Raw genomic sequence first — 13,864 nt, forward strand, 5'->3', positions numbered from 1 at the left:
AAATCACTCTCAATTGGTGGGAAGGGTCGTCGGATTGTTCGGGAGCCCGTACAGTTCCTGTGCGTTACCGGCCATCACGGCTTGCTCCATCTCATCAGACATCGGTGGCAGTGCGTACACCGGTGAATCCGTATCCCAGTGTGGATAGTCACTGGCGAACATCACCGTTTCCTCAGCATGCATCATTTCTAGAATTTGTAAGAGATGCTCGGGGTTATCCGGCTCCTCGATAGGTTGAGTCGTAAACCGAACTTGGTCGCGAACGTATTCACTCGGTGGCTTCTGAAGATAGGGTACCTGTGCACGGAGGGCTTTCCAGTCTTTGTCCATCCGCCAGAGGAAATGTGGAACCCAACTCAGTCCCCCCTCAATAACAACGAAATTGAGATCGGGGAATTTCGCAAGGACACCTTCAGCAACGAGGCTGACGAGTTGTCCCATTGCATACGTACCCAGGAGCGTATGCCACTCAAAATAGGTGTTCGGATGTCCTGCGCCCGTCGGCGGACGCGTTACACCGTGGCCTTCTGTGTAGGGATGCATAGCGATGGGCAGCCCCATCTCCTCGGCGGCTTCGTACATCGGCCAATAGTACTCGTGACCGTAGGGGTGCTGCGAGGCCATCGGCATCACCACCTGGACAACGCGCGCATGGTCCCCCAGTTCCCGAATCATTTCAGCCATCCGTTCTGGCTTCTGTGGTGCAGCAAGTAACGATCCGACAAATGGCCCTCCCTCTGAAAGCCAGTTGTCGATAACCCATTTATTATTCGCGACTGCAAGTTCGGCAGCGTAGTCACGGTTTGGAAGAGCAGTGAGATTGAGATACGAGTTGCCTGTCAGAACCGCATAATCTACGCCGAATTCCTCAAAATGATGTTCCTTCATTTTCTCGATGCTGGATCCCGCGGGACTGCCATCATCTGGGATCGCATCGCGTCGAGAGAATTCTGCGACGTTGTCGTAGAGAATACTAGGCGACTGCACACCGCGATCTTTGTACTGGTCGGGAAGGTAGGCGATAACCTCCTTGGGATCTTTCCATTTTTGATGGATATCACAATCGATGAGCGTCGGAGCTGTGTCCTCTGACCCAGTCGATTGTTCGACTTGTCGTCCTGACATCGTCTGGCACAACCAAACAGGGATACCCCCCTAAACCACAGGGCGAACTTGTAGCGGGTATATATACTAGCTGTCGCAGATGCTTTATCTAGACCCACAATCCTCCGAATTATCGTGCCCTTCTCATTAGGGGAACGAAACAGAAAAAAGTCAAATTTCTGCCAATAGTATTAGGAGGGGCTTCATTTAAGCACTGGAGATGTTCGTGTCAAAGATTACCGCATTTAAGAATTGAGGTACCCATATGTGTTCTCGAACGAGGTATTTCAATCGATGACAAATGCACGTATCGCTTCTTGCCAATTTGAACCGGATATTGGCGATGTGGACGCAAATCTCAATCATGTTGAGCAGCTTGCTGATCAACTACCCACATCGACCGTCTTCGCTGTCTTCCCAGAACTCTGTGTAACCGGCTATGATCTCAGTGACGTTTCGGCAGCGAAAACACCGGTACCTGGACCTATAACTGACCGAATCCAGAGAATCGCTCAAAGTACCGGTATTGATCTAATAGTTGGACTGCCCGAAGTCGCCGACAACAACGTTTACAATTCGCTTGTGTACATATCTAACCACGGTGTCGAGGCAACATATCGGAAGCAACAGCTATGGGGCGACGAAGCAGCGGAGTTTGCAGCCGGAACGGAACCAGTGGTCGTTGACACGCCAGTTGGACGAGTCGGGTTGTTGCTTTGCTATGACCTGAATTTCCCCGAACTCGCACTTGAGTACGACGAAGCTGATTGTGACCATATTGCCGTCAGCTCAGCCTGGCGGCAGTCGTTCGACAATGACTGGCGACTCCTTTGCTGTGCTCGCGCACTTGATCAAACCTGCTACGTTGTCGGCTCGAATCACTCCGGTACTCAATCCGGACGGCATCATGCGGGTGAAAGCCTAGTTGCAGGGCCACGTGGTGAGATCCTCGCGAAAGTCACAGATGATACCTCGACTGTTTCGGTCGAAGTCGACGCTGATTCGATTGAAACCGCCCGTATCAAGAACCCGGTTCGGGAATCCCGTTACGAGATGACCAGCACTTCTCGGCAGTAGCATCCCTCTGATAATAGAGTGGGCTTTCTTCTCCTTTCCGGGACTCAGCCCTCGTATTTATATATTCTTCGTGTATCTCATTCATAAACATTACTGCTCTATCATGTACTTTGTTTATAAACAATTGATTAGTGTGGGTCAATACTTAGGGTCTTTGTCACAGAATGATTTGGCGTGCCAACTCAAAACACACGGCGTAGTCTCCTCAAGACGGGAGGTGGGCTCGCCGCCACAGCGATTAGCGGGGTGACAGCCGGGTGTCTCACCCTCGCGACACAGTTTCGGAGCGATTCAATTCCAATTGGATCGAAGCGGTTCACCGAACAAGAGATTCTCGGCTACCTCGCGTACGAGTCGCTCGATGCAAACACTGACCTCCATGTTGACGACCAGACTGGTCTCGGCGGCACTACAACGAACTTCCAGGCAGTGAATTCCGGGGAGATCCAATTATACTGGGAATACACTGGTACGGCTTGGCAAACGCTACCACCAGAACAAGACGAAGTCATCCCCGATCCTGAGGAACTCTACAATAGAGTAAAAGAGGAATTCGAAACGGAACACGGACTGACTTTCTTGGAGCGAGCACCACTCGACAATACCTACGTCCTCATGGCGAATCCCGAGTGGTCGGACCAGACTGGTGTAGAGTCGCTATCCGGACTCGCATCTTATCTTACCGAGACGGATACGGAGACTACAGTAGCGTTGAACGCTGAGTTCCAAGATAGAGCGGATGGCTGGCCCGGACTCGTTGATCACTACGAATTTCCCGAAGAGGGTCAAATAGACGTCCGAAATATCGAGTCTGGACTGCTGTACCAGGTCGTCGGCGAGGGTGAAGCGGATATCGGTGTCGGTTTCAATACAGACCCACGCATCCTACAGTTTGACCTACAGGTACTCGAGGATGATGAGCACTTCTTCCCGGGCTATAATGCGGCCCCCATGATACCCACGTCGACGATCGAATCTCACCCATCGATTCGCGAACAGTTGAACGAAATAAGCGCGGATCTCACTACTGAACAAATACGCGAACTCAACAATCGAGTTGCGATCGACAATGCGAATCCACAGACCGTAGCCAGAGAGTATCTACGCGAAACGGGGGTACTCTAATGTCTACGCTTGTCGATCCGCTATCACTGTTCGCAAACCAGTACGTCGAGTACTTCCTTACCAACAGAGAACTTCTATGGGAGTTACTCGTTAATCATATTATCGTTGTCATCGACTCCGTATGGTTCGCACTCCTCATTGGTGTCCCACTTGGAGTGCTCGCTACCTACAACGACCGCCTTGGAAAGGGCATTCTCTGGAGTGCGAGTATGATGATGACGGTGCCGAGCATTGCTCTTTTTGGACTGCTAATTCCTCTCGTCGGGATTGGGGAACTTCCGGTTGTGATTGCGCTTATCCTCTATGCACAGTTGCCCATCATCAGAAACACCTACCTAGGTCTCACGCAGGTTGATGAGGCAACCATCGAGGCCGGGCGTGGAATGGGGATGACAAAAACGCAACGGCTCCTGCGACTCCAACTACCCCAAGCAGTTCCAGTTATCATGGCGGGTGTGCGCAATGCCGTTGTTATCCTCGTCGGTATTGCCGCTATTGGAGCTTTCATCGGGGCAAATAATCTCGGTGATCCCATCTTTAACGGCATCAGCGAGGCCAACACCGCGGCAATCGTTGTCTCGACAATTATAGTGTCGCTACTTGCACTGGCCTTTGATTACATCTTCCAAGTCCTCGAACAGGTCTTCAGACTTCAGAACGGCGAAGACATCGAATTAACCCTCGGTACGCGATTCATCCAGAGGTCGATAGCATGACTAAGACAAACACAACAGGTATGACAGAAGCATCGGACACGATGATTAAATTCGATGGCGTCACCAAAATATACTCGGATCAGACCGTTGCTATCGAAGATATTAGCTTCAAGGTTGAACGTGGAACGACAACAGTCTTCGTAGGCCCATCCGGCTGTGGCAAAACCACGACGATGACCCTCGTCAACCGAATGCAGGACCCAACAGAGGGAACAGTGTACTACGATGGCGCTGATATCCAGGAGCTGGACAAAGTCGATCTACGACGAGATATTGGCTACGTAATTCAGGAGATCGGACTATTTAATCATATGACTGTTGGAGAAAACATCGCAACAGTCCCTGAACTCAAAGGATGGAATCAGTCCCGTATCGATGACCGCGTTGACGAACTGCTCGAGCTGATGGATCTCAAACCGGGAACGTATCGTGATCAATATCCCAACGCTCTCTCTGGTGGCCAACAACAGCGAGTTGGTGTTGCTCGTGCGCTTGCTGCAGATCCTGATGTCCTCCTAATGGACGAGCCTTTTGGAGCGCTCGATCCCCTTACTCGCGAGGAACTGCAGGATGAGTTCCTCGAAATTCAGGAGCGAATCGATACGACGATTCTCTTCGTCACACACGATATCAACGAAGCGCTGAAAATGGGTGATAATATTGCAATCTTCGATGTTGGTGAGCTTGTACAATACGGATCCCCCAAAGAGATTCTTCATAACCCAGCTACTAATTTCGTTGAAAATTTCATTGGAAATAACAAAACATTGAAAGAGCTTCAGATTACCCCTGTTCAGGATATTATGTCGGAGTCGGTACCTACAGCTGAGCAGCCAACGGCTTCATCTACTACCGACACTGGAGAAGACTCTACTGCGGCACTCGCTGACGGAACTGGGAATCAGTACCTTACTCCAACAGATACAGTCGACATCGCACTCTCTCGGATGATCGAAACTGATACACAATCACTTCCCGTCGTCAAAGATGATGACATCGTAGGCACCATTACGGAATCTTCGATTCGTACGCATCAATCGAATGGTGGTGTATAATCGATGGGACTAATTGATGCACTTATCGCAGCCTATGTCTACCTCGTAGCGAACTTTGACGAGTTTCTTGGACTGTTAGCAGAACATCTAGCCCTCGTTCTTGTGTCGGTCACCTTGGCAATCGTGATTGCCATCCCAATGGGTGTCCTCGCGACACGAAATGAGCGTGCAAAATCTGTCGTCATGAGTTTCGGAAACGTCTCACAGACGATTCCAACACTCGCTATCATTGCACTCGTCTTCCCCATACTTGGTCTCGGTTTCCTGCCTGCACTGGTCGGTCTGTTCGCCTATGCGCTTCTGCCGATCTTGACTAATACTGTTGCTGGTCTCGAGAACGTTGATGAGAGTACCGTTGAAGCGGCGCGTGGTATTGGAATGACTGAAAACCAGATTCTACGACAAATTCAACTTCCGCTAGCTGTTCCTGTCATCTTTGCCGGTATTCGAACGAGTGCTGTTCTCAACGTCGGGACTGCATACCTCGCGTTCTTCATCGGCGGAGGGGGTCTTGGTGTCTGGGTTATCAGTGGGATTTCGCTCTTCAACACCCCTCAGCTGCTCGCCGGCGCCATTCCTGGCGCGTTACTGGCTATCGGTCTTGATTCGCTGTTTGGATTTATTGAAGGACGACTTAGCGGTGAGAGTATGCCAGAACAGTCTCCAGCGGCCGGGTGAGGACGGTCCTTTGTATTGTTCTTTGAATTACTGAGGACAGTCGTGAAACTCGGTCAGCCCTATTTATGTTGACTACAATCGACTCATTCTTTAAGTGTTTCTAGATTTCTATAACCCGCTGGTAGTCGTCATTGAGCGCGGTTACGATCGCTTGATTGACCGTCTTAACGGGATAGGCGCTGTTCGCACCGAAATGAACGCGGATTTGGGTAGCGCTGATCGTCCCAGATTCGCCCTTGCCCGTGTTATATTTGACTGTGCGAACAACTCGGCTGATCATGTCTTCTGTGGCAGTGAACATCGGATATTTGCATATTTATATAGGGATGATTGACTGGTCCGCTAATTCTCATCAGAGACAGACTTGCGAAGGTGGTTCCATTATTCTTTGAACAGGTTCATTCTTACCCTGCTACTCTGTGGGCGAAGTACCGATAGAGTGGGCAAAATATAAGTATCTTACCCACAATAGTGTAGATACAGACAGACCAATGATGGACTCTTCGCAGGCGTCGGCGTTCGATCAGGCCGTGATTGCTCACCTCAAATCAACCGATGAAGCCGCCGCAAGGTGGGCACGAAACGCGCTTGGAGATAGCCAATCGATGAGTCCGACTCAGGTCGCTCGTGAGGAGTCGGTGGCGGCCGATCCCGACGATCAGGCGGCCGTTGAGACGGTCGGGAACGCCTACGAAGCGTGGGTGGAGAATATCGGCTATGATCCTGCAACGACCGATATGGCCGGCGGCGAGCTCGAAGCCGAGGAGGGAGAGAAATGAAGGTCTACGTGGAGTCGAAAGACCAGATCCTCGAGAAACGGGCCGATAGTCGTGGCCGGGTGACGCTCGGTAGCGAGTACGCGAACAAGGAGGTGCAGTTGGCGGTGCTTGAGGTCGACGGCGAGGAGTAGTCTTATGGGTGGCCAGTGATCGAGTTTTGTGCCTTGTGCAACGAGTTGGCTATCTAGTGGAGCGTGTTGCACAAGGGACGCTTGGAGTACGGCTGGTTTGCGGTCGGTTAGGAGCGATGTCTATTGGATATTCTCGGCGGGCACGAGATCGTGGTGACGAAATGCGAGAGGGAGTGTCTCGCCAGTCTCGAGCTCTTCGAGTCTGTAGGAGTAGGCATCCGTTGGACGATCGGTGTGGCTGTCGAGATCGTCGGCCAATACGTCGACGACTTCACAAATCGTGCCATGAGCGTGGGCATCCGGGTCAGCTGGATCCAGATAGATTTGGACCTCATCACCTGGGGCGTAGGGCTCTGGTGCTGGCTGGGGGATGTCTTCCACTACTATGGGGTGGTTCGATGTGGTGTATCAGTCTATCGCTGGGTATAGTGGATCTGATTGGGAAGGTGCCTCCGACAGCTTCTCGGCGGTTCGTCGTCAGTGCAATAGGTGGGTCAGTTCGTTCTCGTCGAGGTCGTAGTGAGCGATGTCGCCGAGCAAGGCGTCGATCGTATCACACTCATAGCACCGGCAGTCCTCGTGTTGTGTATTCATGAGTGCGCGAGCGATCAGTTGCCAATCTTCGAACAGCCATTCGTCGGGAGTTCCGGCGGACATACGCTGGGGTGGGTCCGTCTTCTGGGATAAACTCTTGTAGTGTCTTGAGCTTGGGAGTAGCGGAACTGGATCGTAATCAAGGAGCAGTATACGTGAAAAGTCAGCCCGATGGGACGAGGGGCCGACAGCAATCTTTGTCGACGGCAGGAACTCCATCGGCGGTCGTGTTACATTGTGGCGCAACTTAACTCCCTCGTCTATTTTTCGGTTGGAGTAGAGCCTTGTGCAACATGGGTAGACGTGCTGACTGTTGCACAAGGAAAATAGCTGCTCTTCTGGTCGGCAGTACTGATCCGACCATACCTTGCAAAGGCTAAAAACCGAGCATTGAGCAATTTCTCCAATGAAACTTGTTGAAGCCACCACTGGCGACCTTGATGCTCTTATCGAACGCTGGTACGATCTCGCGAAAACAATGGAAGACTATTCCGAGCTAAACAAATTGGTCTACGAGGACGTAAATGAGGTCCCCGACGACGGTTTTCGCGCTCACCTCAACGACGAGAGTATTACAGATTATGTCCTTGTCCATAATAACGAGACTATTGGCTTTCTCACGCTTTCTGAAGGCCAGCATTCTTCTCGCCACTACTCGCAGTATCTCCGTATTGTCAACCTCGCTATCGACGAAGAGTATCGGAATCAGGGCCACGGTACAGAGGTCATCGAGCGCGTCAAAGAATTAGCTCGTGAACGCGGTTGCGACCATCTCAAGGTTTCCTGTGAGTGGCACAACGAGGATGCACGTCGATTCTATCGCAATACCAATTTCCAGCCGAAACAGGCCGACCACCACGGCCCACGTTCACTCACACCACGCTTGGACTGGCTATATAATAATGGAGAGAATACATACCTATATGGGAACTTGCCCTAACTGCAACGACAGGGATGAAGGTCCCCGGATCGACCCGTACCATTCGTCACCCTATGGTCGACGGTGGTCCCTCCCGACATGAGAAGTACCGCTGTACCAATAACGACTGTGGAAAGTCTTGGCACGAGCCGCCGCTGTAGCCCGGCCCGGCTCGCGTTTTCTTTTCGACCTTGTGCAACAACCGTCCACTGAGAAACGCCGATGTTGCACAAAGTGGGCACCTCATCAAATGCTGTCAGCCCCCCAAAGACTATTTTAATTGAGAGGATAACACAAAACAGATGTCACGTTCTATTGTTACTCTCCCTGATCAGTGGTGGACTCGAACCCGCCGCCTGCTGGACTACCTCGAAAGGGCCAAGAAATACGTTTCACTTCACATTACAGGCGAAGGGTTTGCATGGATGAGCGACTTCGACATCGATTTTAAAATTATCACGGTGTCTATAGCTGGCGTAGGTACGCTCCTATGGTTATTTCTAAAGCCGTTAAAGCGCCTGAATAAAGGCTTCGAGCGCTATGTAGGCCGTTGGATCAATCTCGAATCAGTTCGTATCGGCTATTCAGCATCCCAAAGCGAGATCGCGGCCATAACCTGTTCAGCAGACGATTGTAGCAAGACCAGCCCATGTACGAGTTGTCAGGAGCGGTTGGACTCCTACGATTCCTAACCGGTCCCCGGTGGATCACGGTCTTCATGCAGGGGGTTGAACGCCCGAAAAACCAGTCGTCGATCTGCATAATTCCCGCGAACGCCGATGTGCATATCCGACCGATCCGACCCCGGCCGGTCGCCCCGATCGGGGACTCGAGCAGGGGACTACCGGACGCCCGATATCGAGACGTACGGTGGTCGACTCATAGACCTCCCCCACATAGTTCGGTGATTGAGGGTCCGCTGGACGCTGACGCCCCACCGTAGAGACTGCCGACGAGTCCTCGAGGTCAAGCGGCGCTTCGAGGCGGAGCCCGCGGAGGTATAGCACTTCGATCCCGACCCAAATGCCGGGGCGACGGCTTGTGAGAGACAGAATATCTTAATTGTTCAACTGATCGTGGCACTATTAGGAATGGAGAGGCTATCAGGACTATGCCACTTGGATATCTGTCTAGCTTACCTGAAGCATCTGGTGGAGCAATCATTGGTGTAGTTATAGCTGGTATTATACGCTTTTTGCTCGGATGGAACGAAAATGTGAAACGCCAAATGAATTTGCGTCGTGCTCTAATTGCTGAATTGGAAGCATCAGGTCCTGCATTAGAGGAAGCATCAGGTTCTGCATTAGAGAATTTTGACCCCGAATCTATAGATGTGAATCAGATTCTGTCCGATCTTCCGAGGGCAATCTTTGACGGTAATACGGACAAAATTGGTGAATTGTCAAGAGAGGAAGTATCTTCTCTCTCGCTTTTTTATTCTACCACAATGGTTAGACAGTTAGATAGGTATAGGGGCTCGCGTACTCCTGCGGAAAAAAGGGCTAAGGAGATTCTGGAAAATCATTCACAAGAAGACGGAGACGACATTGTAGAAATAGTGAAAGACAATTTACAAGAAGATGAAGACTTCCTCGAGGAACATTCTGATGTTATTGAAGAAGAAATAATCAATTATATGAGTCAAAAAATCCGCTCTACTGAAGAGAAGACGACCAACAAACGCTATCTGGAAACATTGGATAGGAGAAGAGAGAGTGCTATCGAAAATCTTGAAGGCAATCTCCAGTCTAGAAAAAGAATAGTATTTTCAAAATTAGTGTATCCTCTTAATAGAATACGAGAGACAGATTCAAATATGAATTCGGAGGACCTCACCCCAAACGAACGTATGATGTTGGTGGCAATAGCCCATATATACAGAACTTCCGCTTTCCATCGAAAAGATTTGAAGGAAAAGATATCCTCTGATGACATAAAAGGAAAATTCAATGATGAGGTTAAATATAACCCATACGAGTTACAGGAGCTAGCTTCGGCTGGTGTCCTCGAAAAAACAGATAGGAACCACTATAGGTTGACTGGTAAGGGTGCAAGCAAACTCTTGGCATCCACGTCTTCCCTTTGCGAGGTGAAAAATGACGCAGATCTAGACATGGGATGGATTCCTTAAGCTATTCTGCGCAATTTCAGGGGGAGAAGCTTGTGGCATTCCCCGTCCGGGCTCCCTAACTCCCACTCACCACCTACACGCTCCCCCACGGGGTTACACAGTCGAAGATACTAATCGCGTTTTTGCACATCAACGCGCAAATCCAATGTGCAATGTCGACGCAAACGGCCCCGGGTCACCCCCATATAATAACTAAATGACTTGAAACCGCGTGGTCGAGCCCGGCTAAGGCAGTTAGTACCTCGATCTGAGCCACTCTCTAAGGTGGACGTGCAAAAGAGCCACACGGATCAACACTGACGGAGAGTATGCGTGGCGCCCCGACCTCCACGACCATGACGGTGAGCAGCTCGGTGAGAACATGTGCTCGGGTCGATCGAAACGAGTTATGAGTTCACCTGCGAGATGCTCGCGAACCGCGAAGTCGACGCCGACCCCCCGGACATGACCGAGAACTTGGCCCGGACGTTGTCGGCGATTTCGGGCTTGATGACGGACCCGGCGACGTCACGAAGCGGTCGAAAGCCGAGCTCCGGGTTCGGAGCGTCGTCGCCGAGCTCGGCGTCGGGGCGACTATCCGAACCACGGATGTCGCCGAGGCGCTCGAGGCAGACGCCGAAATGTCAGAGAAAATGCCTCACTCCGCATCCGCCGCGTTCTCTATCGACACGCCGACCGGGACTTGCTCGAAAAGCAACGCAACCCTAACGACGGCCGCCCGAAGGTATGGATCGATACGGGACTCGCGTCGCTCTCTGAGGACGACGACGCTACAAGCTCCCGAAGCACCCCTCCGATCATTTCGACTCCGCTGGTCGAACTCGCGACCGAAGATCGGGAGACTTGGATGGGGGCGAAACCCCACCCGATCCCTGCCCGATCGAACTCCCAAAACCCGATCGGTCCATCGAAAGAATTCGATCCAACCGCCGGTTGTCTAGCGATTAGCGAAGCGGCTCTCCACTCGATCGAGATGGACATACCATCGAGTGCGATGAGTGCGGCTTTCGATACGCTGTCGAGGAAGGCCGAACCGGCATGTGCCCCGTCTACCGGTAGAATCATTATTCAAAAAGTCCAGAAATAGTACTCTGATATGCGCTCTATTATTTTGCACACCCCCAATGAACTATCTAATACGAACAAGTAAACTAGCTGAATTCGGACTCTCAAAGCCACGGTTGAAGCTACACTACGACCATCCTGAAGGTTTTTGTAACTACATTGGCCAGTAGAGGCCATGAGACAAGGGTCACCCGAGGAATTCCATGAATTGGAACCACAGGACGTGCGCGAATATTGGACTCACGAGGCTCACGATTTCACGCCATGGTTGGCGAACTCAATCGAATCTGAAGAGGTCTCTCATCTCGAGGACATCCTCGGACTGGATTTGGAGGTGACCGAGATAGAGAAGAGTGTCGGAAAATATAATGTCGATATCGTAGCCGAGGTCGTCGACGACGGTCGCCAAGTCGTTATCGAGAATCAACTGAGTTCTTCTGATCACGACCATCTGGGGAAGTCTATTGCTTACGCGGCCGGTGTCGATGCGGACATTATCGTTTGGATCTCACCGACGTTCAACGACGAGCACCGAGACGCTATCCAATGGTTGAACAAAAACAGCCGGGAGGGCGTCGACCTGTTCGCCATTCGGCTCGAAGTATGGCGGATCGGCGAATCACCCCCAGCAGTCCGGTTCAATCCAGTCGAAGACCCCAGCGAGTGGAAGGAGAAAGCCAAGCGGTCTGAGGGTGAGTTGACGGAGACGAAGAAACTCCAGGAGGAATATTGGACGCAGTTCCGCGATCTGATCGACAGCAAGGATACCCCGTTACGAGCGCGAAAGCCGAAGCCACAGCACTGGTACAACAATCCGATCGGGAAATCGGGCTACAAACTCCAGTTCACGGTCAACACGGTGGAGAATAGGCTGTACGCTCAGCTCATTATCAAGGACGACTCGGAGGCTTTCCAGTCCCTGGAGCAACAGAAAGAGCAGATCGAGGAGGAGATGGGTGAGTCGTTCATCTGGCACCCGCCGGAGGAGGCTCAGGGAGAGAGTAACCGGAGCAAGATTACGCTTCGTCGAGAGGGTCATCTAACGGAAAAGGGCGATTGGGATCAGTACCACCAATGGATGCTGAAGCGAGGAGAGCGATTCCATGAGGTATTCGCTGGTCGAATCCAACAGTTCTAAGCGAGAGTTTCGTGACCATCCGTATTCGGTTAAAGCTGAAATCGGGTGACGGCACGCTAATCGAGTGGGTTATTTCTGACGGTTGAGTGGGGAAGGGTGAACAAAACTCTCTCCAGATGCGATCAGTACCCTGTTGATTTCGGTATTTCCCTCCGAGATGATTGACGACCTCGCATGCGAGTGCGAAGTTGAAATAAATTATGAGATTAGTCCAATTCGGATCATGATGATGAGCACATCAATCTGGTCGTTGAGACAAAAAAGAGTACTGCATACACTATCGATTACGAGTATGGGACGAACAGCAGTTTGAAGATCACATCAATCAGCATATTGGGGAGCTTCAACGGCGAGGCTTCGACAACATCTATTTCGCCGTTATTTCGGGATCGTTCGTTGATGAGGCTCGCGAAGCGATTCGTGGGCTGAAGATCCGGACGCTGATTCGCGAAGTCCGGCTGCTTGAGGCTAACGCTGTTCTTGAACTGCTTGAGAACTCGCTCCGAGATCCGGAGTTTCAGCTTGGACCCGGTGGGTACCAGGGCGTTGGGCTGCAGGACTTCTTTGTCGAGAGTGGCATTCTCACTGAGGTCGATGTTCGGGAAGAGCTTGGGTTGTAGAGAGTAAATCTCCAATGAACGATAGTACTGAAAGGATATCTGATCTGATCAAGCCTAACCAATAGCTATTTTATTTGGAACAAGTCAGTTCATCTGGATGCCAGAGAAGAATAAATCGAAATTGTATAATCTTGATCCAGTCCTCGTAGAATACCATTCACAGGGGGATTTTTGGACTATACACCGGGAGGAAGAGGCTAGTAGTGACAGGAAACGTTCTGGACAGTTAGTCCCATACGGAACTGCTATTCAACTCGAAAATGTTCGTCGTTGCACAGGCTGCTTTGATATGAGTGACTCATATCGTCACTAACCTTTTTGCACATTGGCTTTAGATATCAGTTCATCTCGGATTACGCAGGGCTATTATCTGGCGCTAATTCTCGATATCTCTCCGGAATAGGGAGGAGTACCTTGCCCTGGCTCTTCTTTTCCTTCGACTCTCTCAGTAGAGAGAGCGGGGCGCCATCTAGCTTGTGCAACAAATGTTTTGAATGGGAATGTTGCACAAGATAGATCTCTTTGTGGAATACGTAGGGTCTATCTGTTTTCGGATTTCTTCCTCACCACTGGCCACCATCGTGTCACTCCCGATCTGTTGGTAGTACGCCTTCCGATAGTCCCGAGAACGAACTCACCCGGGCTCTATTCGTGGAGCTTAGTGAGTATTCAAGGGTAGTCAGAAAGCCCTAGTGTTCAATCGGACTGAAGAGAGCTGCAACGTAGCATTTG

Annotated in this window: 14 protein-coding genes; 11 read left to right on the top strand and 3 right to left on the bottom strand. The window is 51.0% G+C overall.

Annotation, left to right across the window (positions count from 1 at the left end):
• Positions 1–9 precede the first annotated feature (9 nt).
• Positions 10–1,125 carry an amidohydrolase family protein gene (locus WOA58_RS16520; RefSeq protein ID WP_340605390.1) on the bottom strand — a complete coding sequence of 372 codons (1,116 nt, stop codon included), beginning with the start codon at positions 1,123–1,125 and terminating at the stop codon, positions 10–12.
• A gap of 246 nt (positions 1,126–1,371) precedes the next feature.
• On the opposite strand from WOA58_RS16520, the gene WOA58_RS16525 reads away from it, so the two are divergent.
• The 8 genes from WOA58_RS16525 (at position 1,372) to WOA58_RS16560 (ending at position 7,094) form a co-directional block, all read left to right on the top strand.
• Positions 1,372–2,181: a carbon-nitrogen hydrolase family protein gene (locus WOA58_RS16525; RefSeq protein WP_340605391.1), complete on the top strand. Its 810-nt coding sequence runs from the start codon at positions 1,372–1,374 to the stop codon at positions 2,179–2,181.
• Positions 2,182–2,355: 174 nt separating this feature from the next.
• A complete protein-coding gene (locus WOA58_RS16530) occupies positions 2,356–3,306 on the top strand; it encodes a glycine betaine ABC transporter substrate-binding protein (protein WP_340605392.1) in 951 nt (316 codons plus the stop codon).
• Complete coding sequence (locus WOA58_RS16535) at positions 3,306–4,022, top strand: ABC transporter permease (protein ID WP_005557530.1); 717 nt, start codon at positions 3,306–3,308, stop codon at positions 4,020–4,022. The genes WOA58_RS16530 and WOA58_RS16535 overlap by 1 nt, the downstream gene beginning before the upstream one ends.
• Positions 4,019–5,077: an ABC transporter ATP-binding protein gene (locus tag WOA58_RS16540; RefSeq protein ID WP_390220971.1), complete on the top strand. Its 1,059-nt coding sequence runs from the start codon at positions 4,019–4,021 to the stop codon at positions 5,075–5,077. The genes WOA58_RS16535 and WOA58_RS16540 overlap by 4 nt, the downstream gene beginning before the upstream one ends.
• A gap of 3 nt (positions 5,078–5,080) precedes the next feature.
• Complete coding sequence (locus WOA58_RS16545) at positions 5,081–5,755, top strand: ABC transporter permease (protein ID WP_340605394.1); 675 nt, start codon at positions 5,081–5,083, stop codon at positions 5,753–5,755.
• A gap of 605 nt (positions 5,756–6,360) precedes the next feature.
• Entirely contained in the window at positions 6,361–6,534 is a 174-nt protein-coding gene (locus WOA58_RS16550) for a hypothetical protein (protein ID WP_340605395.1), read from the top strand.
• Positions 6,531–6,665, top strand: a complete 135-nt coding sequence (locus WOA58_RS16555) for a hypothetical protein (RefSeq protein ID WP_340605396.1) — start codon at positions 6,531–6,533, stop codon at positions 6,663–6,665. The genes WOA58_RS16550 and WOA58_RS16555 overlap by 4 nt, the downstream gene beginning before the upstream one ends.
• Positions 6,666–6,788: 123 nt before the next feature.
• On the top strand, positions 6,789–7,094 hold the full coding sequence (locus tag WOA58_RS16560; RefSeq protein ID WP_340605397.1) for a hypothetical protein: 306 nt from the start codon (positions 6,789–6,791) through the stop codon (positions 7,092–7,094).
• 48 nt (positions 7,095–7,142) lie between these two features.
• Here WOA58_RS16560 and WOA58_RS16565 read toward each other — a convergent pair whose 3' ends face one another.
• The gene (locus WOA58_RS16565) at positions 7,143–7,322 is read right to left on the bottom strand and encodes a hypothetical protein (protein WP_340605398.1); all 180 of its coding nucleotides are present in this window, start codon (positions 7,320–7,322) and stop codon (positions 7,143–7,145) included.
• Positions 7,323–7,665: 343 nt separating this feature from the next.
• Here WOA58_RS16565 and WOA58_RS16570 point away from each other — a divergent pair, with 343 nt between their 5' ends.
• From WOA58_RS16570 to WOA58_RS16580, 3 genes are all read left to right on the top strand, one after another.
• Positions 7,666–8,199, top strand: coding sequence for a GNAT family N-acetyltransferase (locus WOA58_RS16570; protein WP_340605399.1), 534 nt, complete (start codon positions 7,666–7,668; stop codon positions 8,197–8,199).
• Positions 8,200–9,289: 1,090 nt separating this feature from the next.
• A complete protein-coding gene (locus WOA58_RS16575; protein ID WP_340605400.1) occupies positions 9,290–10,309 on the top strand; it encodes a hypothetical protein in 1,020 nt (339 codons plus the stop codon).
• 1,240 nt (positions 10,310–11,549) lie between these two features.
• On the top strand, positions 11,550–12,512 hold the full coding sequence (locus WOA58_RS16580; protein ID WP_340605401.1) for a DUF4268 domain-containing protein: 963 nt from the start codon (positions 11,550–11,552) through the stop codon (positions 12,510–12,512).
• Positions 12,513–12,796: 284 nt separating this feature from the next.
• Here WOA58_RS16580 and WOA58_RS16585 read toward each other — a convergent pair whose 3' ends face one another.
• Positions 12,797–13,147, bottom strand: coding sequence for a hypothetical protein (locus WOA58_RS16585; RefSeq protein WP_340605402.1), 351 nt, complete (start codon positions 13,145–13,147; stop codon positions 12,797–12,799).
• Positions 13,148–13,864: the final 717 nt, after the last annotated feature.

Source organism: Halalkalicoccus tibetensis (genome assembly GCF_037996645.1).
Lineage (GTDB): Archaea > Halobacteriota > Halobacteria > Halobacteriales > Halalkalicoccaceae > Halalkalicoccus > Halalkalicoccus tibetensis.

Bases quoted from the DNA above. Each gene is read 5' to 3' on its own strand.
- WOA58_RS16520 (WP_340605390.1), bottom strand. From the start codon at position 1,125: ATGTCAGGACGACAAGTCGAACAATCGACTGGGTCAGAGGACACAGCT.
- WOA58_RS16535 (WP_005557530.1), top strand. From the start codon at position 3,306: ATGTCTACGCTTGTCGATCCGCTATCACTGTTCGCAAACCAGTACGTC.
- WOA58_RS16540 (WP_390220971.1), top strand. From the start codon at position 4,019: ATGACTAAGACAAACACAACAGGTATGACAGAAGCATCGGACACGATG.
- WOA58_RS16545 (WP_340605394.1), top strand. From the start codon at position 5,081: ATGGGACTAATTGATGCACTTATCGCAGCCTATGTCTACCTCGTAGCG.
- WOA58_RS16550 (WP_340605395.1), top strand. From the start codon at position 6,361: ATGAGTCCGACTCAGGTCGCTCGTGAGGAGTCGGTGGCGGCCGATCCC.
- WOA58_RS16555 (WP_340605396.1), top strand. From the start codon at position 6,531: ATGAAGGTCTACGTGGAGTCGAAAGACCAGATCCTCGAGAAACGGGCC.
- WOA58_RS16565 (WP_340605398.1), bottom strand. From the start codon at position 7,322: ATGTCCGCCGGAACTCCCGACGAATGGCTGTTCGAAGATTGGCAACTG.
- WOA58_RS16570 (WP_340605399.1), top strand. From the start codon at position 7,666: ATGAAACTTGTTGAAGCCACCACTGGCGACCTTGATGCTCTTATCGAA.
- WOA58_RS16575 (WP_340605400.1), top strand. From the start codon at position 9,290: ATGCCACTTGGATATCTGTCTAGCTTACCTGAAGCATCTGGTGGAGCA.
- WOA58_RS16580 (WP_340605401.1), top strand. From the start codon at position 11,550: ATGAGACAAGGGTCACCCGAGGAATTCCATGAATTGGAACCACAGGAC.